Below are 25478 nucleotides of genomic sequence, written 5' to 3'. Positions count from 1 at the left end.
CATCGGTGTCTATGGAACTCGCATCGTCGCATGAGGGATGGTGGCGATTGTTGCTTGGCGGATCGTGCGGAGCCGCAGGTCAGCGTCAGCGAAGAGTGGACCCGGTTTTCCGGATCGACCGATACGCTCATCCAAGAAGGAGCATCGATCCCAAAGTGCAAGTCCACTATCGGGTCCGATGCTCTAGGTCATCTCAAGACCTGTCGAGACAGGGTCGGCTTCAGTTGGATGATACGGAAGCCTTTCCAGCCTCAAGGCCCACTGCCGCGGCTGACGGACACACATCGGGAACCAACCAGACACTGGAAAACATCCTTTGTTCGAGCCCACCCGGGTCCCGGCACTTCACCCAGCCCACAATAAGCGCCGGATGCCACATATCGGTCGTAGGTTGTGGCGCTCGTGTTGAGAACAACAGCGCCTTGGGCAGCGACAAGGCCTTGTGCCTGATGACAAGCCATCGCGGTGGTCAGCGGATGGCTTTGGGCCATTGCACCAGAGCCGATGCCAATGAAGCCGATGGCAGCACACATCCGTTCCATGTGTTTCATAACCATCTCCATTGACGAGCAGACCGAGCCACAATTCGCTGTCAGGAGACGGACAGAGCCATCAGCGAGAGGACGGCTGCGAGGACATTCATCGCCACTGCGGTTGCTGCCAGACCCAGGGACACAGACAGGCGGTGCCGCTCCAGGTCTGAGTTGTTTTCAGCGTAGGGTAAGGCCTTGATAGAAAGCTGGGTGCCTCTCCTGGTCACTGTCCGTCTCCTCCAAAGCAGAGATCAGGCGATAACGATCTGAAGAGGATGCGCCTGAGCCGTCCTGTCGGCGGTGCGTTCCCGCACGTCAGACTTCAAGCCGCGTCCTGAGTCCTCAGCCTCAAGGGTCTATCAAAGCGGCGCTGGTCCTCCACTCAAGCTGACACGGTCGAGCCATATTGGTCCGTTGTGCTGTCGTAGTCGTTCACGTGACCATTTTCAAAAAGAGGGAATGATGGCTTTCATTCAATGGGATAAACCGTTTTTCGTGGACCCCTCGACGGGTGAAGTCGTCCTTGCCGGCACGGAGGGGGCCGTCGCAGTGCCAACCTACGGAAACTACGGCGGAGGAGGTTATTCTGCCGGCAAGTTCGGAGGGGAATTGCCCACGGCGCTGTCAGGCGAGCCACTCAGTCAAGAGCAACTCACGCAGTCGAAGATCGACTCCGAAAACCCGGTGGATGATCTGGACTATCTCTTCTACTTACATGACCTAGCATCGAACGATGTCGGCGAGGCCTATGACTCGGAACAGGCGAAAGCTGACGCGGCCCTGATCGATCAGTTGATCGACCTGGACGCGAGCTATGACCCTGAAGCCAGTTTATATGCTGCTGGCGCAACCTTCGGGATGATCGGCCGGCTTGCTCTTAACGACCAACTTGACGCCCTTCCCCCGGAGGCATTGGTCGCTGCAACGCAGGATGCTGTTGGCGACCTCGAATATGCCCTCGAGAACCTGCCTCAGCAGGAACTCGTGACAGCACTCGGTATCCTGTTCGAGCCAACCTCCCAACAAGGCGAGTTCGCGTTCGACTTCGAGGTTACGACCACGTCTCTCAAACAGGAGTTCATCGAGTTCGTCGCATTGAATGCGTTGAACGACGCCATTGATTTTGGTGAGGCGGACGATGTTCCCCTCGATACGGGTTTTCCCATGAGCGGAGTGAGTGAATATCAACTCACCTTCAACGTGGTGACCCGTGACCTCGACTTCGCGTCGGTCTAGCGAGAAGGATTGACGATGGTGACCCTTCCGGTTGCTCGCGAGGGCTTCCGGATCGGGTCGCTGGCTTTGGGACAGCGAGAGCGTGCGGTTCCCTTTGGCGTAGGATGCGGCCCGGACTCTTGTTTGGGCTTCTGAGCGCTCCCTGCTTTTCCAAGCCAACCTTCGGGGAGCCGCGCGTTTTCGGTCGCAGTGGTGCGGACGGCGGGGGTCGAACCCGCACGGGCAAAGCCCGAGGGATTTTAAGTCCCTTGCGTCTACCAGTTTCGCCACGTCCGCGTTGGAATGAGGGTTATCGGGCCAAGGCCAAGTGTGCAAGGGCCAAGAGTTATTCTCTCCCGCCGTCACTCAGGGGTGCGGAAACCGTAGAGCCAGTCGTAACGCCGGGTCATGCCCTCGGGTCCGAGATGGCGCATGACCTGATTGCGCCCGAAGCCCACCAGGCCCCCAGCATGATAGATGCGCCCGTTCTTGCGGGCTTCATTCTGCACGCGGCTTGCGCGCCCGAGACGCAGCTTCTCATAGGCCGAAAGAGTTTGAGGAATGTCCTGCCGCACTTGGTCCAGGAGGCGCACTTGGTCCAGGAGGCGCTCTTGGCCCAGGAGGCGCTCTTGGCCCAGGAGAAACGCAAGCGTCGCCGCATCCTCGATGGCAAGAGCCGCACCTTGCGCCAGGAAGGGCAGAATGGGATGGGCGGCGTCACCGAGAAGGGCGACACGACCCTTGGCGAGGCGCTCGGCCGGGTGGTCGAACAGCGACCAGCGCAGCCATTCCCGCGGTTGCGACAGGAGCGTGCGCAGGGCAGGGGCGGCCGAGGCATAACGGGCGAGCAGCTCGTCCCGGTTGCCCGGTGCGGCCCAGCCTTCGACGGGCGTCGGGCTTCTCTCGATCGCCACCACATTGACGAGCCTGCCGCCGGCGATCGGATAATGCACCACGTGCCCCTGCGAGCCGAGCCACAGGCCGGTCTCATTGCCTGCAAGTTCCGGAGGCGCCGCGTTCCGCTCGAAGGTGGAGCGCCAAGCGATGGTGCCGCGAAAGGCAGGCGGCTTCCCGCTGCCGAGGGCCTGCCGGACCTTCGACCAGATTCCGTCGGCTCCGACGATCATGTCGGCCTCGATCGTCTCCCGTGCGCCGCCGGCGGATATCCAGGTGAGTCTGGCTTTCTGAGGCCCGTTCTCCACCTCCTCGACGGACCGGCCCATGACGAGTCGGATCGCCGGTTCGGAGCGGACGGCGTCGAGGAGAATCGTCTGGAGATCGGCCCTATGCACGACCCAATAGGGCGCTTCGAAGCGCTCGCGCATGAAGGGCCCGAGGGCCACCTGTCCGATGGGCTTGCCCGAGCTAATGGCGCGCACGACGACCCGCTGCGGCTCCGTCACGACCCGGCGCAGGGCAGGGCCGAGCCCGAGCCCGATCAGGATCCGGCTGGCATTGGGCGAAAGCTGGAGACCGGCGCCGACCTCGCTGAAGCCGGTTCGGCGCTCGACGAGGGTGACCGCATGGCCCTGCCGCGCCAGCGCCAGGGCCGCCGTCAGGCCGCCGATGCCGGCGCCGACGACCGCAATCGAGAGGCCGGTCACTCAGAGCCTCGGGGCCAAAAGCGGAGCCCGTTTCCGGGATCCATCGGGCGCCCGCTTTCTCGAGGAGCGCATCGCTGGATCGGAATAACCGGGGCCGTCTGTCCGCATGGTGCGTTAGCGCGAGGCGGGATCGGTCGCGAAATCGGGCTCCCAGACGCACTCGGCCGGGCGGGCCTCGTCGGCCTTCAGGGACGGATCGTACTTGAACAGGGTCGAGCAATAGGAGCAGACGGTCTCGCTGTCATAGCCCATGTCGATGAAGATGTGGGGGTGATCGAAGGGCGGAGTCGCTCCGATGCACATGAACTCCTTCGAGCCCACGTGAATGACGGGAACGCCCGGATCGTTGTGGAAGTGGGGTGTGCCTTTGTCAGCCATGGCCGTTGCTCTTGAGCGATGAAATTTGCGCGCACCATAATGGCCGATCGGCCATGCGCCTAGAGCCTTTTTCGGCGACGGGGAAGGGACCCGGTCCGCCATCTCCGCTCGTCATCCTGGACGAAGCAACCGATCCCGGATCGGCGGCAGAACGGGATGCGGGATCCGCGACGCTGTCATCCCCGCGCAGGCGGGATCCAGAATCGCGACGTCTCGGGAAAGGGCGAGCCGCGTGACGCCTCCGTCTGCGCCGTCAGCGGCCATGATCTCGGGCTTCGCCGGGACGACGGTGCCGGACCGGTTCTCACGATCCCGGACGGCTTGCGCCGTTCGGCCCTTGTACCCTCCGACTGCACCCTCCGGCTCATCACCGGCCCTTTGCCGGTGATCCCGATCCGTCAAGCGCAGCGCCTCTCAGCATCGGGATGGCCGGCACAGGCCCGGCCATGACGGGAGATGGTGTCATGACCGATGGTGCGTTGAGCAGGGCCCCCACTTGCAGAAACAGCTCTCTTTCCGGTTCGCCGCATTTCTGACGACGAACCGGGGTCCCCTTCGCCGAAAAATGCCCGGTTCCGCACGCAACGCATCGTGGGGCGCGGAAAAACCGGGTCCCCTTTTCCGCACGATGCGCTAGGGTGCGCCGCATCCGGCAACCTCCGTTTGGTCCCATGCGCTATTTCAATTCCGACGGCGTGAGCATCGCCTATATCGATGTCCCGCCCCACGAGGGTCAGGGCGACCCGATCCTCCTCATCCACGGCTTCGCGTCGACCCACGCGGTGAACTGGGTCAACACGCTGTGGGTCAAGACCCTGACGCGGGCCGGATACCGGGTGATCGCGTTCGACAATCGCGGCCACGGGCAGAGCGAGAAGCTCTATGACCCCGTGGCTTACGATTCCTACCGCATGGCCGAGGACGGGCGCCGGCTCCTCGATCATCTCGGCATCGAGCGCGCCGACGTGATGGGCTATTCCATGGGGGCGCGGATTGCCGCCCATATGGCGCTCGCCACGCCGGACCGCATGCGCTCCATGCTGCTCGGGGGCTTGGGCATCCATCTCGTCGAGGGCGTCGGCCTGCCGCTCGGCATCGCCGATGCCATGGAGGTGCGCTCGCTCGACGAGCTGACCGATCCCATGCAGCGCATGTTCCGCGCCTTTGCGGAGCAGAACGGGAGCGATCTGAAAGCGCTCGCCGCCTGCATCCGCGGCTCGCGGCAGGTGCTGTCGCGGGCCGAGGTCGCGTCCATCACGCTTCCCACCCTGATCTCCGTCGGCACCGCCGACGACGTGTCGGGCTCGGGTCCCGAACTGGCCGCTCTGATGCCCCATGCGACCGCGCTCGACATTCCCGGGCGCGACCACAACCTTGCGGTCGGCGACAAGGTGCACAAGCAGGGCGTGCTGGACTTCCTGGCCGGACGGCGATGACGGATCCGAGCAGGAGACGCGCATGACCCGGCTCGACAGTGCCATCCGCCGGCTGACGGCCCAGCGCGATCTTCTCGACTGGGCCGCGCAGAACGTCGGCCCCGCCGGACTCGTGCTGGAAATCGGCCTCGGCAACGGTCGGACCTACGATCACCTGCGCGCCAAGCTGCCGGGACGCGAGATCCATGTGTTCGAGCGCTCGCCCGCCGCCCATCCCGATTGCTATCCGCCGCAAGGCTACCTGATCGTCGGCGACCTCTTCGACACCCTGCCGCCGTTCATCGAACGGCACGGACGGGGCTCGGCCGCCCTGATCCATATCGATATCGGATCGGGCGACGAGGAGGCGAACCGCAGCCTCGCCCGGCACCTGTCCCCCTTGCTCGAAGCCCTGCTCCAGCCGGGCGGAATCCTGCTGGGGGACCGCGCCTTCGACATGCCGTCGAGCCGGGATATTTCGGCCGAGACGAAGGTGCCGGAAGGGCGCTATTTCGTGTACCGCCGGGAGGGGTGAAGGGGCGCAAAGTCGACATGGCGCGGTCGATCATGCGATAAATCGCGCCCTCACACGTCATCACCGGCCTCGTGCCGGTGATCCCGATGATCAAAAGCGCCGCGCCTCAAACAATCGGGATGGCCGGCACGAGGCCGGCCATGACGGAAAGGTCGGATCTGGCCTAACGGCCGGCGAAGACCGGATTGCGCTTCTCCAGGAAGGCATTGCGTCCCTCGATGGCATCGGCGCTGTCGAAGCACCGGTCGGCGAGGGTGACCGGATCGACATCGGGATGCATGACGCCGGCCGCTTCGTCGATGGCCGCCTTGGCGGCCTTGATCGTCAGGGGCGCGTTCTGTGCGATCGTCTCGGCCAGAGCCAGGACGGCCGGTTCCAGCTGCTCCTCGGCCACCACCTGCCGCACGACGCCCAGGCGTGCGGCTTCCTGCGCGTCGATCCGCCTTGCGGTGAAGAACAAATCCTTCGCGGCCGGGGCACCGACGGCTGCCGTCACGAGCTTCATGGCTCCGGGGGGATAACCGATCCCGAGCCGCGCCGCCGGAATGCCGAAGACGGCGCTCTCGGAGGCCACGCGCAGGTCGCAGGAGAGAGCCAGGCCGAATCCGCCTCCCAGGCAGAAGCCGCGGATCATGGCGATCACCGGCTTGGAGCAATGGGCGACCGCCCAGAAGGCGGCCTCGTTGGTGGCCTCATACAGCCTCCCGCCTTCGGCATCGGCGCGCAACGTCGCGAACTCGCCGATATCGGCCCCGGAGGCGAAGGATTCCCGCCCGGCACCCCTTAGGACAATCACGCGCACCTGCGGGTCCCGATCGAGGGCCGCCATGATGTCGGGAAAGGCTTGCCACATCTCCAGGTCGAGCGCGTTGTGCTTGGATGGATTGTCGATCGCCAGCGTCGCAACGCCGTCGGAAAGCGAAACGACAAGCTTGGACGTCGACGGTGAAAAAGAGTAGGTCATGGGTCGCTTGGATCTATGGTAAGGGGCTCGCGCTTCTTATCTATGCTGAGGCGATAGTGAAGCCGGCAAGGAGACTATCATGACACAGACGCGCCTGAAGGCGGGAGCCCCAGATGCCGTGGCCGGAAAGGTCGATCCGGTCTGGAACCGCCTGCGCTCGGAGGCCGAAGCCATCGTTCAGGCGGAACCGTCTATCGCCGGCTTCGTGCTCAGCGCGGTCCTGCATCAGCCGAGCCTGGAAGCCGCGGTCATCCATCGGGTCGCCTCCCGCCTCGGCCATGCGGCGGTTCCGGCCGACATCATCGAACAGATCTTCCTCGAAGCAGTGGAGCACGATCCCGCCATCGGGGCAGCCATGCGGGCGGATATCAGCGCCGTGATCGACCGGGACCCGGTCGTGACCCGGGCCATCGAACCCGTGCTCTACTTCAAGGGCTTCCACGCCATTCAGACCCACCGCCTGGCCCACTGGCTCTGGAAGAGGGGACGGCAGGATTTCGCGCTCTATCTTCAGAGCCGCTCCTCCGACACTTTCCAGACCGACATCCACCCGGCTGCCCGCATCGGCCGGGGCATCTTCCTCGATCATGCCACGGGCCTCGTTGTGGGCGCGACCGCCGTCATCGAGGACAACGTCTCCATGCTTCAGGACGTGACCCTCGGCGGGACCGGCAAGGAGCGCGGAGATCGGCATCCCAAGATCCGTCACGGCGTTCTCATCGGAGCCGGCGCCAAGATTCTCGGCAATATCGAGGTCGGCCATTGCGCCAGGATCGCCGCCGGATCCGTGGTTCTCAAGCCCGTGCCCCATAATGCCACGGTGGCCGGCGTCCCGGCGAAGGTCATCGGCACGGCCGGATGCGAGGAGCCTGCCCGCTCCATGGACCATTGCTTCTCGGAGATGGACGGAATCTGAGGGGAGGGCTCCCTTCGGGACCTAACCCCGCTTGCTCGCGTTTGCCGGGCATGGCAAGTGCAGCATCCGTGAAATCAAGAAAGGACCTGTAGTGGACAAACCCGAGATGGCTAAAGTCGAGCGCTACCTGCGCCAGACCTTTGCGAACCACTCGATCCGCGTCGTCGGTCGCCCGAAAAAGGCTGATTCGGCGGAAGTTTACATCGGTGAGGAATTCGTCGGCGTCCTGTTCCTCGATGATGAGGACGGTGACCGCTCGTTCAACTTCACCATGGCCATCCTCGATACGGATCTCGAGGATTAGGCGGTTTTTCGCAGCAGGACCTGTCCCGGGTTCTGCTGCTTTTTCCTTTGGGATCATCGATGCCGATCTACCGCCTCGACGACACCGCTCCGATCCTTCCCGAACCCGGCCGCTTCTGGATCGCTCCGGACGCCCATGTGATCGGCAGGGTGCGCTTGGGGCTGGATGTGGGAATCTGGTTCGGGGCCGTGTTGCGCGGCGACAACGAACTGATCGATATCGGTGAGGCCACCAATATCCAGGAAGGGGCTTTGCTCCACACGGATATGGGCGCGCCGCTCACCGTCGGAGCAGGGTGCACCATCGGGCACAAGGCTATCCTGCATGGCTGCACGATCGGCGAGAACTCCCTGATCGGCATGGGAGCCACCGTCCTCAACTATGCGCGCATCGGTGCGAACTGCTTGGTGGGGGCCAACGCGCTGGTCACCGAGGGCAAGGCATTTCCGGACAATTCGCTGATCGTCGGCGCGCCGGCCAAGGCCATCCGCGTGCTCGATGAGGATACGATCGAGCGGCTTCGCTGGTCTGCCAGGAACTATGTGGACAATTGGCAGCGTTTCGCAAAAGGAATGAGGCGGATCGACTGATCCGCCCGATGCTCATTCCTGAATCAGCGCATCGTCGAGAGCAGAAAACCGGGGCCACTTTTCGCTGACGCGAACCTCCGGTTCCGCCCGATGCGCCGGCGCCGGTTTGGTTTCTAGCGGTTCGCGGTAGTGGTCGGCGACGAGACGATGCCGCCGAGCGACACCCAGCCGACCGTGTCCTGGCTCTCGCGCTTGATGTAGACGTAGCCGGTGCGGTGCCAGGGGAGAACCGAAGAGGTCTTGTTGTCGAGGACGAAATCGCCCCGGTTGGTGCGGACCATCAGGACGGCGTGACCTTCGCCAAGCTCGTCGATCACGACCGTCATGCGCATGGCGCGGCGGGGCAGGCCAGCTTCGGCAAGGAGCTTGCGCTTCAGGAGCTGAAAATCCTCGCAATCGCCGCGGCCGTCCTCGGGGAAGCCCCAGACATCGACGACGCCCCAGTGATCGGCATCCGTCACGGCCTTGATGTTGGAATTCACGCGCTGATTCACCGAGACGATCGTCTTCCAGACCTGGGCGGTCAGGTCGATCGTATCGGGCTCCGCCACATTCACGGTGCATTCGGACCGATAGTTCTCGCAGAACTGCGACCAGCCCTGAAGCGGCTTGGCCGTGCCGACGCTCGTGATCGGAGCGGTGGAAACGGGCAGGGCGGCCAGGGTTTGAGCCTGAGCGGCTGTGCCGAAAAACAGGAGAGACAGGCCGAGAAGAGCTGTTTTGATGAACTTGCCGAAAATGGCAGGCTTCTCATTTGCGCCACAGAAAAGGCCGTTCTTGAAATAATCCTGCCGCATGCCCCACCAGCCGGTTAACGTTCTTTTAACCAAACTGACATGGTTGCATTTTAGGCTCAAGAGGAAAGTAAAAGGTGAGTTAACGCGTCGCGCCTCGACCGGTTCCATTATGGTTAACAAAAAGTTCGGGCGCCCAAAAGGAGAATGGAAAGTTTTCCTCCAGGGCAAGCTTGGCCGTTGCTAACCTGTTGGTTTTTCTCGACTGCGGGCCCTGATTGAGGCTAGCTGAGAGAATGAACCAAACGCAGCCGGCGTAACGATTTAAGCCGGCTTCCAGACAAAAAGTTATTCATGTCTCCACAAGCACCCCGCCTTCGAGAGCCGATTCTCAACCTGCCGGCGGCCATCAGTGTGTGCCTGGCCGTGCTGATCGGCATCCACGCCTTTCGGATGTTCCTGTCCGATGAAACGGATTTTACGCTGATCATCGACTGGGCCGTGATTCCCGCGCGTTGGGCCGTGGCCTTCGGGGGCGTTCAGGTCGATGAGATCATGAGGTCCCTGCGAGAGGGCGTGCCGGAGGACACGATCACGCCGATGATGGCGTTGGCGCAATACGTGCTGGCCCCCGAGGAGGGGCGGCCCTGGACCGTGCTGACCTATGCCTTTCTCCATGGCTCCTGGGCGCATGTGCTGATCAACAGCGTCTGGCTGGCCGCTTTCGGCACGCCCATCGTCAGGCGCTGCGGCGCCGGGCGATTCGTCATCCTGTCGGCGACCTCCGCCGTGTGCGGAGCCGTTTTATACGCATTCATGAACCCCTTCCAGATCCTCCCCATGATCGGCGCGTCCGGGGCCGTCTCTGGCCTGATGGCGGCAGCCTCCTGGTTCATGTTCGCTCCGGCCTCGTGGCATTGGGAAGGGCGCCTGACCCAGCCGCACGAGAGGCCTCGTGAAACCCTGGGACACATGGTGCGCAACCGGCAGGTTCTGATCTTCCTCGGGATCTGGTTTGCCGCAAACTACGTGTTCGCCTTCATCCAGCCCCTGGGGCTCATGGATGCGAGCATCGCCTGGGAGGCCCATATCGGCGGCTTCCTGGCCGGTCTTGTCATTTTCCCGCTGCTGGACCCGCTTCCCGCAAGGCCAAGCCGCATCTCGGCTTGAAACCGACACGGTTTGCCTCAATCATCCTTAGGCTGACGTAGGGTTCTCACCCCAATGTCATGGGGAGCGATACCCAGCTTCGGCCTTGCGGGCGGGAGGCACTGACGGTCCTCGCCGTTCGCACAACGGGAGGGAATAAATGATCGTCAATCGAATCCTTTCGCTCAAAGGCCGCGAGGTCGCCACCATCGAGCCGGGCCGATCTTTGAGCGAAGCCGCCAGGTTTCTCGCAGAGCGCAGAATAGGTGCCCTTCTCATCGTGGACGGTGACCGGCCGGTCACCGGGATCATCTCGGAGCGCGACATCGTGCGCGCCGTTGCCATGCACGGTGCCAAAGCGCTGGATGAGCCGGTCTCCCGTTTCATGACAGAGAAAGTGGTCACCTGCACGGGCGAGACATCCATCAACGATGTGATGGAGCTCATGACCCAGCAGAAATTCCGCCACATCCCCGTCGTCGAAAGCGGGCGTCTGTCCGGCATCGTCTCCATCGGAGACGTGGTGAAGCTGCGCCTCGAGGAGGTCGAGGCGGAAACTCAGGCGATCAAGGAATATATCGCGACGGCCTAGAACATCGGCCCCCAAAGTGGAAACCACGTTTTAGGATCCATCCGATGCTCCTTCTTTTGGCTGGCGCATCGTCCGGAGCGCAAAACTGGGTCCACTTTTCGCACGATGCGCTCGTCAATTCGTCTGCGTTTCCTGCAGCAATTCGAGAATATCCGGCAGGGCGCGTTCTGTGGCCTGCCGGCCCAAGGTGATGCATTCCTGAGCCCTGTGGAACTCGAACAGGCCCATCTTGGCGAGCTTTGGCGCCACCATGATGTCGGGCGGGTCTCCGGCAAGCCTCGAGCGGGCGATGCGATCCTGGGTGATGTTGAAGGCATCCACCATCACCGTGGCAAGCCCTGGCGCATTCGGCTTGCGCGGCTTGTCCGCTCGGGAGCCTGGGAAGATGCCCCAACGCCGGGGGGCATCGTCGATGGCCTCTTCGATCTCCTGCTCGTCGCTCGTCCCGGCATCGTAGGATTGGATGACGGTGCCGCGCACCCGGACCTCGCCGTTGAGGTTCACGCAGATGACGATGTCGGCGCCGAGCGCCCGGGCGGCGGTGATCGGGATCGGATTGACGAGAGCGCCGTCCATGAGCCAGCGCCCACCGATCATGACGGGATCGAACACGCCAGGAAGGGCGTAGGACGCTCGCATGGCCTGGACGAGGGGGCCGCGCGTGAGCCAGATCTCATGGCCGCTCACGAGTTCGGTCGCGATGGTGCAGAATTTGACGGGGAGCGTTTCTACCCGTTGGTCAGTCAGGTCCTGATCGAGCAGGCGCTGCAGGCGCCCGCCGGCGATGAGGCCCGCGCCGCTGAAATGGAAATCGAGAAGCCCCATGACGCGCCGCTTGGTCAGGGACAGGGCGAAGGCCTCCAGTGCGTCGAGCTTGCCGGCCGCGTAGCAGCCGCCGACCACGGCGCCGATGGAGGAGCCGGCAATCACATCCGGAACGATGCCGGCTTCCGTGAGGACGCGGAGCACGCCGATATGGGACCAGCCGCGGGCAGCGCCGCCGCCCAATGCCAAGCCGATGCGCGCCCTCGTGCGAGGTGTACGCTCGACAGGTGCCTTGATCTCCGTCACTCCCCCACCGCCCCCCGATCCGGCGTTGCGCCGGGCGATATTGTCCCACAACATGGCGAACTCCAAGGCATCCTGTCCCATTCATGCCGGCGTTCCGTGAAAGCCGCGTGAACGATGCCCTCAAGTTTCAATTAGGACTGGTTCAGGAAAACTGAACAGTGGAGCGCTGCAGAGCCCGCTGCGACAAAATGATGATGACGAAGGCGAAGACGATGAGCAGGCCCAGCATCGCGCGAAGGCTGAAGATTTCTCCGCCGAATCCGATCAGCGGGGGACCGAGAAGCAAGCCGCCATAGCCCAAAGTTGCCACCATGGCGACGCCCATGCTCGGCGGAAAATCCTTCATCTGCCCCGCCGTGCTGAACAGGACCGGCACCGTATTGGCTAGGCCGATCCCAACGAGGGCGAAGCCGATGGAGGCGGGCAGGGGGTGTGGGAGGAGCATCGCCAGGGCAAGGCCGAAGGCCGAGAGCAGCCCTCCGAGCTGCAGGGTGCGCACGCGGCCGAGATGCCGGACGACGAAGTCGCCCATGAAGCGGCAGACCGTCATGGTGAGGGAAAAGGCGGCAAAGCCCGTCACGGCAGCCTCGAGGCTCGCCCCGGCGACGGTCTGGAGATAGATCGCCGACCAGTCGACAATGGCCCCCTCGACGATGAAGCAGAACATGGCAAGCACGGCCAGGATAATGACGCTCCCCCGCGGCCAGGCGAAGCCATGTCCGTCGATTGCCCGCTCCTTTTCTCCGAGCATCCAGAAGGCTGCCAGCAGGAAGAGAAGGCCCATCCCGAGGCAGGAGATCAGCAGCGTCGCGACAATTCCCACGTCGAGGGCGATGAGGAGGCCGGAGGCTCCGGCTCCCGCCAAGCCACCCAAGCTGAAGAAGGCGTGGAAGGACGACATGATGGCCGAGCCCCAGGCCTTCTCGACCACCGTGGCGTTGGTGTTCATGGCGATGTCCATGGTGCCGTTGCAGGCCCCCGCCAGGAGGGCGGCCACGACGAAAAGGCTGAGGTTCGGCGCGAGGCCCGGGAGAAGCAGGGTCGGCGCGAAGGAGAAGGCGGCGATCAGGGTCATGGTGCGGCTGCCGACCACCGCCACGGCCCAGCCGATGATCGGCATCAGCGCCACCGCGCCGAGAGAGAAGGCCAGAAGACCGAGGCTGAGCTGACCGTCGGACAGGCCGAGCGACTCCTTGAACCGGGGAAGCTGGGCTGCCCAGGTGCCGATGCCGAAGCCGTTGCCGAAGAAGATGGCGCTGGCGGCCACCCGCGCGGGGAGAAGGTCACGTCGTGTCATCGGGTCTTCCTAACCCGGACCTCCGAAAACTGCACCCGTTTCCTGGACGATGGCAGCCCTGCATTCCGAGAGGGCTGCCGGTCTCAATCGATCACGAGGCGAGGTTCGCTGCCGGAGGTCTCGACCTTCCGGTAGAAGCAGGAGCGGCGCCCGGTGTGGCAGCAGCCGCCATCGCCTGCCACCTGGACCTTCAGCAGCAGGGCGTCCTGATCGCAATCGACCCGCATCTCCTTGACGGTCTGGATCTGCCCGCTCGTCGCACCCTTGTGCCAGAGTTCGCCGCGCGAGCGGGACCAGTACCAGGCTTCGCCGGTTTCGATCGTCCTGGCCAAAGATTCGGCATTCATGTGTGCGACCATGAGGATCTCGCCGGTCGCGAAATCCGTCGTGATGCAGGTGATCAGCCCGTCTGCCCCGAAGCGAGGCGACAGGACGGTTCCCTCCTCGAGCTCGGCCTTGGAGCCGGGCGCGGGAAAAGAATTGAAGCTTGTCGCGCTCATGGACGGCCTCAGCCTCTGCTGTTCCGCACGAGCGTAAGAAAGCGCACCTGCTCGGCCGGCTCTTCCTTGAAGATGCCGGTGAACTGGGTGGTCAGCGTCAGGGCGCCTGCCTTCTGGATGCCGCGCATGGACATGCACATATGCTCGGCCTCGATCATGACCGCCACGCCGCGTGGATCGAGCGCTTTGACCATGGCTCTGGCAATCTGAGAAGTCATGGACTCCTGCGTCTGCAATCGGCGGGCATAGGCATCTACGAGGCGAGCGAGCTTGGACAGGCCGACGACGCCCCTGGTGGGGTAATAAGCCACATGCGCCACGCCAAAGAACGGCACCATGTGATGTTCGCAATGGGAGTGGAAGGGAATATCGCGCACGAGCACGATGTCGTCGTAGCCTTCGACCTCTGCGAAGATCTTGTCGAGGATTTCCGATGGATCCTCGCCATAGCCGGAGTAGAACTCCCTGAAGGCCTTGGCGACACGCTTGGGCGTGTCCAGCAGACCTTCGCGGGTCGGATCGTCGCCTGCCCATCGGATCAGGGTGCGAACTGCCGCCTCGGCCTCTTCCCGGGTGGGGGATGCAACTGGCTTGTCGGCGGCTGTAGTCAGACGCGTGGACAGGGACTTAACCACATCACTCACGTGGAGCCTCTTTCTCAACTTTTGAACCGTGGAAGCTTGGCCGCCCGGCAGTTTCATTTTCTTTCCGGACAGAGTTCCGAAGACTGCTGTCGCGGAACTCTGTCACAGCGCTTATATAGGTATATGAGCACATTCCCAACCGTCATGTCATAGGCCGATATGCTGAACGACATCTATAGCCGGCGCATTCTCGAGCTTGCCGCCGACATTCCGCACTTAGGACAGCTGTCCGAACCCGATGCGTCCGCGACGGCTCGGTCCAAGCTCTGCGGCTCGACCGTTACAGTCTATGTGAAGCTCGAAGGCAACGTCGTGACGGCATTTGCTCATGAGGTGAAGGCGTGCGCTCTGGGACAAGCCTCATCGTCGATCATGGGGCGGAATATAATCGGCGCGACCATAGCTGAGCTTCGCGAGGTCCGCGATGCGGCAAGTCGTCTGCTCAGAGCCGATGGAGAGCCCCCTCAGGGGAAATGGGGAGACCTTAAGGTCTTGGAACCATTAAGGGATTACAAGGCGCGCCATGCCTCGATCCTTCTCACCTTCGATGCCGTCGTGGATGCACTCGACCAGGTCGAGGCTCGCCGGATCGAGAGCGTTGGATAAATGCCTAGCCCAGTCCAGCGGATGGCCCAATGGGCCATCCGGGGCAATCAGCTGAGCCTGTCAGGGCTTGCGAGGCATGAAGCCCTGGCGTTCCGCGCGGGCCGCTCTTCAGGCAGGAACCTGCACCCCTAGGCCGCGACGCGCGATCGCTCTTGATCGTCAGGGGAGCCGTAGCGCCGGTCCAGGATGCGGGTCGTGTTCGCCCAGTCGGACATGGTCCGAACTGTTTCCATCTGCTCGGCGACGAAGGGATCGGAGCGCCAAGCCTGCGCCCGTGGCCACAGAACGTCCAGCGGCTCATGGAGAACATTCCCAACCTTCGCTTCGTAGATCGGAAACGCGCGAAGCGCTCCATCGGGCTCGATCTGCAGGATATCGAGATCGACCAGGCTCGCCCCTGGTCGAGGCAGGAAATACCGGACATCGGTCACGGTGATCTTGGGACCGTTTTCGTGGCGAGAGGCAATGCGCCGACCGACATCGATCAGATCGACCAATTCCTCGATCGTGAGAAGTCCGGTTGTCTCGAACTCCCGCTCGGCCCCGAGGCCGGACGGAACGACTGCGCCGAAGCGGATGAAATCGAGCCTCGGGAACCGTTCGATGGCGGCCTCCACGAATCGCTCCAAGTCCGCTTCCTTCGCACCCGGACGAGTCAGCGTGTAATCGATCCCCAACGTGAAGCATGTCTGTCCGGCGGCCCGGCGCTCGTCTTTCACCCGGTGCAGGGCGTCCAACGCTCTCATCCCGCGCTCGAATGCGCCGGCGCGCCCGCGGACGGCATCGTGGATATCCGCGTCGGCGCCATCGATGCTGACAGCCACGCCCGAGACCGCATCCGCGAGGGCGGCGGCCATCCTGTCCTGGATCGACCAGCCGGTCGTGAACACCGTGACCTCGATGCCTGCGTCATGCAGACGCTTCATGGCCTCGACGGCCCAACGGACCGACATCGGTTCGCCACCGCTGAACATCACGTTTTTCGCCTGCGCCGCGAGCATCACGTCGACGACACGCATCGCTGTGGCCCGGTCCAACGTGCGAGCGGACCGGCGTCCCGATTCCGAATAGCAATGCCCGCACCTCAAAGGACAGGAGTAGGTAATATCCCAGATGAATTTGCTGATTTTTACGGTCATTATTCTTGCTCCAAATGCCGCTTCGCGACTCGGCGGGCGAAACAACAATGAAATGAAGTATCGTGTAAAAATCTAAGCGCGCCACTATGTGGTGGTTGAGTCTTGCACAGTTATATACGATATAACGAATACATCTCAGGTTGTGTCACCAGGGGAATGCCGTAGAGTCGTGGGTGCTTTCATCCTGTCGCAACCTTACGTGACACGCCGATCGATCGAGGATTGAAACTGAGAAACAGACCCCAGGGGACAACAACGAGGCATTTCCCCCGTCGGATCGCCCACATGGCGATCCGCGGCTACCAGCTGAGCCTCTCCGGCCTAGTCGGTCGCCAGTGCCGCCATCTGCCGTCCTGCTCCGAATACACGGACGAGGCGATCCAGCGGCACGGCTTCTGGCCAGGAGGGTGGATGGGGCTCGCCCGCATCTGCCGCTGCGGCCCCTTCGGCACTCACGGCATCGATTGGGTGCCTGAAACATTGCCCGACGGCTCGGCCTGGTATAAGCCCTGGGCCTATGGTCGCTGGCGGGGCGTCAACGCTCCCCCGATCACCTGCGAGGCAGTCGAACCTGACGGCGACTGAGTTCGCTCACATCTCAACGAACCGTCGGCCCCCGCTTACCTGCTCCGTTGGCAGGAGTGAGCCAGGAGAAACATTTGATGATTACCCTGACATTCCCCGATGGCGCCCAGCGCCAGTACGAATCCGGCATCACCGGCCGCGAGATCGTGGAAGGCATTGCCAAGTCGCTGGCCAAGCGCACCGTCGCCATGGCTCTCGACGGCACGGTCGCCGATCTCGCCGATCCGATCACCAAGGACGCCAAGATCGAATTCCTGAACCGCGAGGATCCGCGCGCACTGGAATTGATCCGGCACGATGCCGCGCACGTGCTCGCGGAAGCGGTCCAGGAGCTGTTCCCCGGAACGCAGGTCACCATCGGTCCGGTCATCGAGAACGGCTTCTACTACGACTTCGCCCGCAACGAGCCCTTCACGCCCGAAGACTTCCCGGCCATCGAGGCGAAGATGCGCGAGATCGTCGCGCGGGACAAACCCTTCACCAAGGAGGTCTGGAGCCGCGACAAGGCCAAGCAGGTCTTCAAGGAGAAGGGCGAGGCCTACAAGGTCGAGCTCGTGGACGCGATCCCGGAAGGACAGGATCTCAAGATCTACTCGCAGGGCGACTGGTTCGACCTCTGCCGCGGCCCGCACATGACCTCGACGGGCAAGATCGGCAACGCCTTCAAGCTCATGAAGGTGGCGGGGGCTTATTGGCGCGGCGACTCGAAGAACGCGATGCTCACCCGCATCTACGCTACCGCCTGGGCGAACCAGGAAGACCTCGACAACTACATCCGCCTGCTCGAGGAAGCCGAGAAGCGCGATCACCGCCGCCTGGGCCGCGAGATGGACCTGTTCCACTTCCAGGAGGAAGGGCCGGGCGTCGTCTTCTGGCATCCGAAGGGCTGGACGGTGTTCCAGGAACTGATCTCCTACATGCGCCGGCGCCTGAAGGGCACCTATCAGGAGGTCAACGCGCCGCAGATCCTCGACAAGGCCCTGTGGGAGACCTCCGGCCACTGGGGCTGGTATCGCGAGAACATGTTCGCGACGCAGACCGAGGACGATCGCATCTTCGCCATCAAGCCGATGAACTGCCCAGGCCATGTGCAGATCTTCAAGCACGGTCTGAAGTCCTACCGCGATCTGCCGCTGCGTCTTGCCGAATTCGGCAATGTGCATCGCTACGAGCCCTCGGGCGCGCTGCATGGCCTCATGCGCGTGCGCGGCTTTACGCAGGACGACGCGCACATCTTCTGCACGGAAGATCAGCTGGCGGCCGAGTGCCTGAAGATCAACGATCTGATCCTCTCGACCTACGCCGATTTCGGCTTCGACGAGATCGTCGTGAAGCTCTCCACCCGTCCCGAGAAGCGCGTCGGCACGGACGAGATGTGGGATCATGCGGAAGACGTGATGACCCGCGTCTTGAAGCAGATCGAGGATCAGTCCGGCGGGCGCATCAAGACGGCGATCAACCCGGGCGAGGGCGCGTTCTACGGGCCGAAGTTCGAATACGTGCTGCGCGATGCCATCGGCCGTGACTGGCAATGCGGCACCACGCAGGTGGACTTCAATCTGCCGGAGCGTTTCGGCGCGTTCTATGTCGACCAGGACGGCCAGAAGAAGACACCCGTCATGGTGCACCGCGCCATCTGCGGCTCCATGGAGCGCTTCACCGGCATTCTGATTGAGCACTTCGCCGGGCACTTCCCGCTCTGGCTCGCGCCGGTGCAGGCGGTGGTCGCCACCATCACGTCCGAAGGCGATGAATACGCCATGGAGGTGGTGCGCGCCGCCGAAGCCGCTGGGCTTCGCGTCGAGGCGGACCTGCGAAACGAGAAGATCAACTACAAGGTCCGCGAGCACTCGCTCGTGAAGGTGCCGGTGCTTCTCGTGGTGGGTCGGAAGGAGGCCGCCGAGCGGACCGTGTCCATCCGCCGCCTGGGAAGCCCGAACCAGCAGAGCATGACCCTCGATGAGGCCCTGAAAGTTCTTGCCGCCGAGGCCGTCACCCCTGACCGCAGGCGCGCGGCGAAGGCGGTGTCGGAGCCGGAAGGGCACGTGACGCTCGACGGACATCACGTGGTCGAGCGGACGATCGCGTAATACCTGTCTGCACGAATGAAGGCGGCGCTTACGAAATGAAGCGCCGCCTTTTTGTTGCGGTCGCTCGACCTCGTCCTGAGGGGCCGGCCCGGCAGATGTTAATCACCCACGCCATGGCCGGGTTTGTCCCGGCCATCTCGATTGTGTGAAGCGCGGCGCTTTTCGCAATCGAGATCACCGGCACGAGGCCGGTGACGACGTCGCAGGTTTGCAAGTCAGATCGACAAGCTGGCTCAGGTCGTCTGCCGCTGGCGACCTGTGGTGCGGCCACCGGGGGCAGTGCCGGCAGTCGTTCCAGCAGTGCCGACTCCGGGATTGCCTGTGGCAGCACCTGCGTCGCCCGCCTCCGTGCCGGTCGCATGAGTTCCCTGGCTCTGCCCGACGCGCAGATTGTTCTGCACGTGACTTACGCCTGACACGGATTCCGCCACATCCTCTGCGCGCCGCTTCTCGTTGCGGTCGCGAACCGTGCCCGTGAGGGTCACTTCCCGATTCTGGACCTGGACCTCGATCTCCGATGCGTCGATCATGGCATCGTCGGTCAGCCGCTCGTTGATGTCCTCGCGGATGCGGTCGTCCGAGCGCTGGTAGCCCTTCGGCCCGCGCCCCTGATGCTCGCTCCGGCGCACCTCGCCGCGGCTGGCGGTCGCGTCGTTGCCGAAGCGGGTGTTCCCGGGACCCATGCCGTAATTGCTGTGGTCCCGGCGCTCGTTCACGAGGCTCCAGGTGCGCTCGCGATCCTGCATGCGGCGATCGTTCTCGTTGCTGTCATCGCCGGGACGCGCGCGCTCACCGGTGATGGTGGAGGCGCCATAGCGCTTCGGATGATAGCCTCTGCCTGCGGAGCCGCGGCCGGCATATTCGTCTCCGTAGCTCTGGTAGCCGTCGCCGCCGAAGCCGCCGCGCATGCGCGCATTGCGCGCTCCCTCCTCGCCGGGATAGCCGAAGCTGCCGAAGGCCGCGCGCACGTCATCCTCATCGCGGAAACGGAATTGCTCGCGGCCATGATTGCGCGAGCGGTCGTCCTGGCCGCGCCGATCGTCGTGATAGTCGTGCGGGCGATGGCGCCAGTCGTCATCGTCGCTCCTCAATCGCCGATCGAGCTCACGGCGCTCGTCACCGGTCAGGCGGGCTTGTCCACCGCCCCGGGTCTGGTCGGCCCGAGATGACGTCGGCGTACCCGTGCGGTCGGGTTCCGAAGGCGTGGAGATGCGGTGCAGCGCGCGGGACGCTTCACCCTCGCTGTCGGTTGCGAGATCGCCGAGCGCCACGATGCCGACCAGGTGCTTGTCGTGATCGACCACCGGCAGGCGCCGGATCTGATGATCGCTCATCAACTCGACAATGTGGCCGACGTCGTCGTCATCGAAGCACCACCACACATTGTCGGACATGATATCACGCACGCGGGTCGTATCGGGAGGGAGGCCTGCCGCCGTCGCCCGGACGGTAATGTCCCGGTCGGTCACCATGCCGCGCAGGCGGCGTCCGTCGCAGACGGGCAGGACGCCGACATTCATTTCGTCCATGAGACGCGCCGCTTCCTGGATGGTCCGGTCCGGACTCACCACGCGCACGTTGCGGGTCATGATCTCTGCGATTTTCATGAGCTTCCTCTCCAGCAAGGTCACGCCTTGGGAGTTCAGGCTCATGCGCGGCGCGACCGGTGATTGGCCATCGGTCAATGCCGCCGAGACGGAAAGGTTCAGCGGTTTTACGGGGTGGCGATGATCTCGATGTCCCGGTCGAGTCCGCTCTCGATCTTGAACTCGCGGGTATAGACCTTGCCCTCGTGGCGCGCGATCAGGACGTATTCACCCTCGGCCAACGTGACGGACGGAAAGGCCCCGATGGCTTCGCGGATCACGTCGCCGCCAGGGGTGAGCACGCTGAAGGCCGTGCCGGCAAAGGCCTCGCCGCCGGCCGAACCGACCAGCTTGAGGGTCACGGTTGCCGCGCGGTGATTGAGGGTCGCTTCGGTGACGCGCCCCGATTCCACCTTCAGGTCGCTGCGCATGATGGCGTTGGCGTCGCCATAGGTGGAGACCACGTGATAGGTGCCCTCGGGCAGGCGGATCATATCGTTCGCCTTAGCATCGGCGATCACGAGCCGGCCTTCGGAATTCTGCGCCTCCGGCACGTAGACGGAAAAGGAAAGGCGGTTGACGGCGATCGGGGTTCCGCCCACGGCACCCTTGAGCTGGAGGGCACCGGCATTGATGGCGAGCCGCTCGTTGAGATTGCCCCGCTGCATGCTGATGCGTTTCGAGGCGCTCGCAAAGCCATAAGCCACGTGGATGATGTAGTTGCCCGGGGAGAGGGTGAAGCTCGGCATGGGGCTCGTGGAGCGGGCCACGATATTGGGCTGGGATGCGTCGCCCCGATCCTCATAGATCCGCCAGACCAGCCCCGAGCGGATCGGCTCGTTGCTTCCGGCAAAGTTCGCACCGGCATTCAGCGTCACCTGCCCGATCGAGATCGGGGGAGGGCTCTGCGACAAGGACGGCATGGCCGGCGACTGAGCCGAGGCGGGGCTGGCTGCGACGAGGCCGAGCAGGCAGAGAATGGGAAAGGGATGTTTCACAAATAAGGTCATCGATTGAAAATCGGCTCTCATTGGAGCGGGGAGGCAATCGCGGTCTGAATCGGCCTCTCCTCGCTTTTCACGAGATCGGAGGCGGCCGCAACCAGATTCTCGAGCGACATCGGGCGGAAATGGAACTCGACCCGGTGGCGTCCGGGGCCGATTTCGACGCCGCGGAACAGGAGATTGGCGCGCAGGATCGGCCGGCGCTCGCCGTCGACCCATGCCTCCCAGCCGGGATAATGGATGTCGTGCAGCACCAGCACCCCGTTCTCGCTGTTCTCGACCTCCAGCGTGACCGAGTTCCGCTGATAGCTGACGATGCGCGCTTCTCCCTTGGCCTTGTCGCGGGCGGAGCCCGCCGGCGTGTAGGAAGCCTTGAGCTGCGACATGCTTTCATCATCGATGAGAGCTTCCGTCTCACGGTTGAACTCCGGCAATTCCTCGAGACCCAGCACGGCTTCGGAATCCACGGGCGTCACATGATGCGCCACGTAGGCGCGCGGGACGGAGGTATTCAGGCGGTAGATCCACATCCGCCCGGTCCCATAGACGATCTCGGCATCGGTCAGGCGCGGGAAATGGCGCGGCAGCTTCTCTACCGGACGGTCGAGCACGATGTAGTCGAGCCCGAGCAGGCTCGCGAGCTCGCACTTATAGCCCCGGAAACTCGTCGGGAACCGGCGCAGATTGGGATCTTCCGCGTTCTCGCCGGGGCCGATGGCACGTTCGTAATCGGCCAGACGCAGGGGGTTGTAGCCGATGATGTCCTCGATCCCGAGGACCATCGACGCATTCTGCCAGGCGCCCTTCAGGCCAAGGATCTCGACGCGGGGATACTCGCCGCGCGCATTGCGTTCGGCGAGCTCCCTCTTCAGGATCTGCAGGCCCTGCAGCTGCTCGGGCGGCAGTTTCGTGAAGACGGTGTAACGCTCGGCAGGTTCCGCATTCAACGCGGAAGCCGCATGGCGACCGATCAGCTCCGCACCTGTCAGGGTCACGAGCACGAGGGCCATAGCCTCGCGCCAGCGCGATGCGCCGCTCGTCCTGGTGATCACGGCGATGGCCAGGGTTGCCACGGCGAGGCTTATGCCGATCTCAATCAGGGCGGGGGTGACATGCCCTCCCTTGATGGCGAAGGCGAGGGCGCTGGCAATGGCCGCGACCAAGAGGCCCAGCGCCAGCAGGGGCAGAGCGGCCCAGAGCCGCCCGAGCGAGGCCCTGTTCCACTTTGGCAGCCCTTCCGTCGCATAGCGATGGACAAGGTAGCCTGCGGCAAAGGCCAGGGCGATGTTGATGAGGAAGGTCGCGTCGGCCGGCCTGCGGTAGAGATTCACGCCCGGGATATGATCGAAGATGACTTCGAAGCCGGGCGTATAGCGCCCAAGGGCATAAAGCAGGGCGACTATGCCGACGACGAGGAAGAACCGGAACTCGCGCGCGAACAGGCGCCCGCCTGCGATGCCGTGCCACAGGAGGAGGACAGCCGGGATCGTGCCGATGAACAGGTAGTTGGTCGCCCGGTCGGTCCATGTTCCCTCGGACAGGCTGTGCCAGTCAGGTCCCCAGTAATCGTATGTCCAGCGCAGGGAGCCGAAGACATTGCCGAACAGGATCGTCGCCAGGCTCTCCGGGGGCAGGGACCCCATGGCGGCCACTCCGAAGCCGAAGGAGGGGCGCGTCGAGGTGGCGAGGAACTGCATCGTCAGCACGATCGGCACGGCGAGAAGTGCGCCGCCGACCAGCCCCATGAAGACCAGGAGCCCGAGGCGGGACTTGAGATAGGCGAAGGACTGGGGTGCCATCCAGATCCGCTGCACGGCCAGCGCGATGAGCGTCAGGGCGCAGAGAAAGGCGACCTGATCCCGCCCGACGACCATCATGGCGGCGCTGACGGCGAACAGCAGTCCGTAAAGGTACGAGCGGCGGTCCAGAGCCTCCTCCAGAAGCCAGAAGGCGAGCGGGAAGAAGCCGTAGCTGAGGATCATGCCCGTGTGCTGGAGCCGGGCCGTGGCCGAGCCGCCGAGCATGAAGATGAGCGCGGCCACCACGGCGCCCGCCGGATGCCATCCTCTCCGGCGGAACAGGGGCACGAAAGCGAGCGCTCCGGGGAGAAAATGGGCGAACACGACCCCGTCGAAGAGCTGCATGGACGGCTCGGGGACGAGCCAACCGAACAGCAGCATGGTGGGCGTGAACAGCAGGGACTGGGGATCTGCCGCCGAAGGGTGTCCGCCGAAATGGTAGGGGTTCCATAGGGGGAGCTCGCCATGGGCGAGGGCGCTGCCCAGGTAGCGCAGGGTCGGATAGAACTGGTTCTTCGAGTCCCAGGGAACGACGGTTCCGGTCAGGGGCCATATGGAAACGGCCAAAGCCCAGGCCGCAAGGATGAGGGCAAAGGCCATCAGCGCCTGGCGCTGAGGCCAGGCTGTCAGGGAAGGGGGACTGTCCAGTCCGGAAATCGATGTCTGCATTGCTCTCAAGCGGCGTCTCGCCAACTTAACCTCTTCCCACGGGACCACCGTTCGGCCTGCCTTAAGCATGCCGCCGGGTCTGCCACGGGTTGAAACCTGCTTGGCGTCTGACCGCACTCCCCCTATACATCCGCTGCTGTTTCTTTTGTGCAGCGGCGCGTCTTTGGGATGCCCGTGCTCCCTCAAGCGCAGCAAGACGGCGAGACAATGGCAAGCCGGGGCTTGCTTGGCTCGCAGCCTTCGAGAGCATCCATCTATATTGTTTCACATTATTCGAGCCGGATGAAGATCCCATGAATGAGTGCCTCTCCCGCCTTCTGCAGCGCCGCTCCGTTCCTCCGCGCTGGCTGGGCGAGCCGGGCCCGAGCGACCAGGAGGTCGAAAATCTCCTGAAGATCGCGTCCCGGGTGCCGGATCATGGCAAGCTGGTTCCCTGGCGTTTCATCCTGATCCAGGGCGAGGGACGCCGCCGCCTCGGCGATGTGCTGGCTGCTGCTTTCCAGGCAGACAACCCTGGCGCCGATGCGGAGAAGGTCGCCGTCGAGCGGGAGCGCTTCACGCAGGCGCCTCTCGTGATCGCGGTGGTGTCCCGTGTGGTCCCTCATGTGAAGATCCCGGACTGGGAGCAGGTTCTCTCGGCAGGCGCGGTCTGCATGAACCTTCTCACCGGGGCGACCGCTCTCGGCTACGGAGCGTCCTGGCTCTCGGGCTGGGCCGCTTTCGACCGTCGGGTGCTCGATGCTCTGGGGCTGAAGCCCGAGGAAAGAGTGGCCGGCTTCGTACATATCGGTACGGCCAAGGAAGTGCCTGCCGATCGGGACAGGCCTGATTTCGCAGATATCGTGACGCGGTTCTGATACGTTCGTTCGTCGCATTGTCTCGCGGCGAACCGGTACCCCTTCGCCGGATAATTGCCCCATCATGTTCTACGAAACCTCGACCAACGCCCACGGCCTCCCGCACGACCCGTTCAAGGCCATCGTCACGCCTCGGCCCATCGGCTGGATCACCGCCATGAGTGCGAAAGGGGAGGTGAACCTTTCCCCTTATTCCTTCTTCAACGCCATCTCCGAGCGTCCGCCCATGGTGGCGTTTTCCTCGGCGGGCAAGAAGGATGCGGTGACCTTCATCGAGGAGACGGGGGAGTTCGTCTGCAACCTGGCGACCTATGACTTGCGCGAGCAGATGAACGCCACATCGGCCGTTCTGCCGCGCGGCGAGAACGAGATGGCGCATGCTGGGCTGACACCCGCGCCCTCTCGCCTCGTGAAGCCGCCCCGGGTAGCGGATGCCCTCGCCGCGCTCGAATGCAAATGGCTGCAGACCGTGCCGCTCAACTCTTTGGGCGGAGGCGATCCGTCCTATTACCTCGTGATCGGACAGGTGGTCGGCATCCACATCGACGACCGCTACATCGTGAACGGCCTCGTCGACACCGCCGCCATGCGCCCCATCGCTCGCTCAGGCTACCGGGATTACTTCGTGGCGACGCCCGAGACCAAGTTCTCGATCACACGTCCTGGCGGCTGAGGCACTTCCGGTATGGCGCGAGGAATTTG

Annotated in this window: 26 protein-coding genes and 1 tRNA gene; 14 read left to right on the top strand and 13 right to left on the bottom strand. The window is 63.7% G+C overall.

The window, feature by feature from the left end:
* The first annotated feature begins 992 nt into the window (after positions 1 to 992).
* Positions 993 to 1769 (top strand): hypothetical protein, encoded by a 777-nt coding sequence (locus ACD578_RS12545; protein WP_404293450.1) that lies wholly within the window; start codon positions 993 to 995, stop codon positions 1767 to 1769.
* Positions 1770 to 1959: 190 nt separating this feature from the next.
* Here the strand turns inward: ACD578_RS12545 and ACD578_RS12540 are convergent.
* The 3 genes from ACD578_RS12540 to ACD578_RS12530 all read right to left on the bottom strand — a co-directional run bounded on the left by ACD578_RS12540 (position 1960) and on the right by ACD578_RS12530 (position 3730).
* Positions 1960 to 2045: transfer RNA gene (locus ACD578_RS12540), tRNA-Leu, on the bottom strand.
* 65 nt (positions 2046 to 2110) lie between these two features.
* Entirely contained in the window at positions 2111 to 3352 is a 1242-nt protein-coding gene (locus tag ACD578_RS12535) for an FAD-dependent oxidoreductase (RefSeq protein ID WP_404293447.1), read from the bottom strand.
* Between the two features lie 114 nt (positions 3353 to 3466).
* Positions 3467 to 3730 carry a zinc-finger domain-containing protein gene (locus ACD578_RS12530; protein ID WP_009489367.1) on the bottom strand — a complete coding sequence of 88 codons (264 nt, stop codon included), beginning with the start codon at positions 3728 to 3730 and terminating at the stop codon, positions 3467 to 3469.
* Between the two features lie 156 nt (positions 3731 to 3886).
* On the opposite strand from ACD578_RS12530, the gene ACD578_RS12525 reads away from it, so the two are divergent.
* The 3 genes from ACD578_RS12525 (at position 3887) to ACD578_RS12515 (ending at position 5680) form a co-directional block, all read left to right on the top strand.
* Positions 3887 to 4180 carry a hypothetical protein gene (locus ACD578_RS12525; protein ID WP_404293444.1) on the top strand — a complete coding sequence of 98 codons (294 nt, stop codon included), beginning with the start codon at positions 3887 to 3889 and terminating at the stop codon, positions 4178 to 4180.
* 221 nt (positions 4181 to 4401) lie between these two features.
* Positions 4402 to 5166, top strand: a complete 765-nt coding sequence (locus ACD578_RS12520) for an alpha/beta fold hydrolase (protein WP_404293441.1) — start codon at positions 4402 to 4404, stop codon at positions 5164 to 5166.
* A gap of 22 nt (positions 5167 to 5188) precedes the next feature.
* Positions 5189 to 5680, top strand: coding sequence for a class I SAM-dependent methyltransferase (locus tag ACD578_RS12515; protein ID WP_404293439.1), 492 nt, complete (start codon positions 5189 to 5191; stop codon positions 5678 to 5680).
* A 163-nt stretch (positions 5681 to 5843) separates the two neighbouring features.
* Here the strand turns inward: ACD578_RS12515 and ACD578_RS12510 are convergent, their stop codons facing one another.
* A complete protein-coding gene (locus tag ACD578_RS12510; protein WP_404293437.1) occupies positions 5844 to 6644 on the bottom strand; it encodes an enoyl-CoA hydratase in 801 nt (266 codons plus the stop codon).
* 79 nt (positions 6645 to 6723) lie between these two features.
* On the opposite strand from ACD578_RS12510, the gene cysE reads away from it, so the two are divergent.
* The 3 genes from cysE (at position 6724) to ACD578_RS12495 (ending at position 8454) form a co-directional block, all read left to right on the top strand.
* A complete protein-coding gene (gene cysE / locus ACD578_RS12505; protein WP_404293435.1) occupies positions 6724 to 7560 on the top strand; it encodes a serine O-acetyltransferase in 837 nt (278 codons plus the stop codon).
* A 106-nt stretch (positions 7561 to 7666) separates the two neighbouring features.
* The gene (locus ACD578_RS12500) at positions 7667 to 7864 is read left to right on the top strand and encodes a DUF3126 family protein (RefSeq protein ID WP_152712679.1); all 198 of its coding nucleotides are present in this window, start codon (positions 7667 to 7669) and stop codon (positions 7862 to 7864) included.
* Between the two features lie 59 nt (positions 7865 to 7923).
* A complete protein-coding gene (locus tag ACD578_RS12495) occupies positions 7924 to 8454 on the top strand; it encodes a gamma carbonic anhydrase family protein (protein ID WP_152712652.1) in 531 nt (176 codons plus the stop codon).
* A 113-nt stretch (positions 8455 to 8567) separates the two neighbouring features.
* Here ACD578_RS12495 and ACD578_RS12490 read toward each other — a convergent pair whose 3' ends face one another.
* The gene (locus ACD578_RS12490) at positions 8568 to 9251 is read right to left on the bottom strand and encodes a transglutaminase-like cysteine peptidase (RefSeq protein WP_404293431.1); all 684 of its coding nucleotides are present in this window, start codon (positions 9249 to 9251) and stop codon (positions 8568 to 8570) included.
* Between the two features lie 291 nt (positions 9252 to 9542).
* On the opposite strand from ACD578_RS12490, the gene ACD578_RS12485 reads away from it, so the two are divergent.
* Complete coding sequence (locus ACD578_RS12485; RefSeq protein WP_404293428.1) at positions 9543 to 10358, top strand: rhomboid family intramembrane serine protease; 816 nt, start codon at positions 9543 to 9545, stop codon at positions 10356 to 10358.
* Positions 10359 to 10497: 139 nt separating this feature from the next.
* On the top strand, positions 10498 to 10929 hold the full coding sequence (locus tag ACD578_RS12480; RefSeq protein ID WP_404293426.1) for a CBS domain-containing protein: 432 nt from the start codon (positions 10498 to 10500) through the stop codon (positions 10927 to 10929).
* A 114-nt stretch (positions 10930 to 11043) separates the two neighbouring features.
* Here ACD578_RS12480 and ACD578_RS12475 read toward each other — a convergent pair whose 3' ends face one another.
* From ACD578_RS12475 to folE, 4 genes are all read right to left on the bottom strand, one after another.
* A complete protein-coding gene (locus tag ACD578_RS12475; RefSeq protein WP_404293423.1) occupies positions 11044 to 12054 on the bottom strand; it encodes a patatin-like phospholipase family protein in 1011 nt (336 codons plus the stop codon).
* Positions 12055 to 12142: 88 nt separating this feature from the next.
* Complete coding sequence (locus tag ACD578_RS12470; protein WP_404293421.1) at positions 12143 to 13297, bottom strand: MFS transporter; 1155 nt, start codon at positions 13295 to 13297, stop codon at positions 12143 to 12145.
* Between the two features lie 83 nt (positions 13298 to 13380).
* The gene (hisI, locus tag ACD578_RS12465) at positions 13381 to 13797 is read right to left on the bottom strand and encodes a phosphoribosyl-AMP cyclohydrolase (RefSeq protein ID WP_404293418.1); all 417 of its coding nucleotides are present in this window, start codon (positions 13795 to 13797) and stop codon (positions 13381 to 13383) included.
* Between the two features lie 8 nt (positions 13798 to 13805).
* On the bottom strand, positions 13806 to 14441 hold the full coding sequence (gene folE / locus ACD578_RS12460; protein ID WP_404293416.1) for a GTP cyclohydrolase I FolE: 636 nt from the start codon (positions 14439 to 14441) through the stop codon (positions 13806 to 13808).
* A 159-nt stretch (positions 14442 to 14600) separates the two neighbouring features.
* On the opposite strand from folE, the gene ACD578_RS12455 reads away from it, so the two are divergent.
* The gene (locus tag ACD578_RS12455; protein ID WP_404293413.1) at positions 14601 to 15047 is read left to right on the top strand and encodes an iron-sulfur cluster assembly scaffold protein; all 447 of its coding nucleotides are present in this window, start codon (positions 14601 to 14603) and stop codon (positions 15045 to 15047) included.
* Positions 15048 to 15175: 128 nt separating this feature from the next.
* Here ACD578_RS12455 and ACD578_RS12450 read toward each other — a convergent pair whose 3' ends face one another.
* Complete coding sequence (locus ACD578_RS12450) at positions 15176 to 16186, bottom strand: radical SAM protein (protein ID WP_404293411.1); 1011 nt, start codon at positions 16184 to 16186, stop codon at positions 15176 to 15178.
* Between the two features lie 228 nt (positions 16187 to 16414).
* On the opposite strand from ACD578_RS12450, the gene yidD reads away from it, so the two are divergent.
* Positions 16415 to 16771, top strand: a complete 357-nt coding sequence (gene yidD, locus ACD578_RS12445) for a membrane protein insertion efficiency factor YidD (protein WP_274597175.1) — start codon at positions 16415 to 16417, stop codon at positions 16769 to 16771.
* A gap of 77 nt (positions 16772 to 16848) precedes the next feature.
* A complete protein-coding gene (gene thrS, locus ACD578_RS12440; RefSeq protein ID WP_404293409.1) occupies positions 16849 to 18861 on the top strand; it encodes a threonine--tRNA ligase in 2013 nt (670 codons plus the stop codon).
* 233 nt (positions 18862 to 19094) lie between these two features.
* On the opposite strand, the gene ACD578_RS12435 is transcribed toward thrS, so the two are convergent.
* The 3 genes from ACD578_RS12435 to ACD578_RS12425 all read right to left on the bottom strand — a co-directional run bounded on the left by ACD578_RS12435 (position 19095) and on the right by ACD578_RS12425 (position 23919).
* Entirely contained in the window at positions 19095 to 20468 is a 1374-nt protein-coding gene (locus tag ACD578_RS12435; RefSeq protein ID WP_404293407.1) for a CBS domain-containing protein, read from the bottom strand.
* A gap of 107 nt (positions 20469 to 20575) precedes the next feature.
* Positions 20576 to 21457, bottom strand: a complete 882-nt coding sequence (locus ACD578_RS12430) for a hypothetical protein (protein ID WP_404293404.1) — start codon at positions 21455 to 21457, stop codon at positions 20576 to 20578.
* Between the two features lie 17 nt (positions 21458 to 21474).
* Positions 21475 to 23919, bottom strand: a complete 2445-nt coding sequence (locus tag ACD578_RS12425) for a YfhO family protein (protein WP_404293401.1) — start codon at positions 23917 to 23919, stop codon at positions 21475 to 21477.
* 293 nt (positions 23920 to 24212) lie between these two features.
* Here ACD578_RS12425 and ACD578_RS12420 point away from each other — a divergent pair, with 293 nt between their 5' ends.
* Positions 24213 to 24776: a nitroreductase gene (locus ACD578_RS12420; protein WP_404293400.1), complete on the top strand. Its 564-nt coding sequence runs from the start codon at positions 24213 to 24215 to the stop codon at positions 24774 to 24776.
* 64 nt (positions 24777 to 24840) lie between these two features.
* Positions 24841 to 25449, top strand: coding sequence for a flavin reductase family protein (locus ACD578_RS12415; protein WP_404293399.1), 609 nt, complete (start codon positions 24841 to 24843; stop codon positions 25447 to 25449).
* Positions 25450 to 25478 lie beyond the last annotated feature (29 nt).

The sequence above is a fragment of the Microvirga sp. RSM25 genome, assembly GCF_044784385.1.
GTDB classification, from domain to species: Bacteria; Pseudomonadota; Alphaproteobacteria; order Rhizobiales; family Beijerinckiaceae; genus Microvirga; species Microvirga tunisiensis.
The sequence above is the reverse complement of the archived record's forward strand: the minus strand, read 5'-3'. Positions and strand labels throughout refer to the sequence as shown.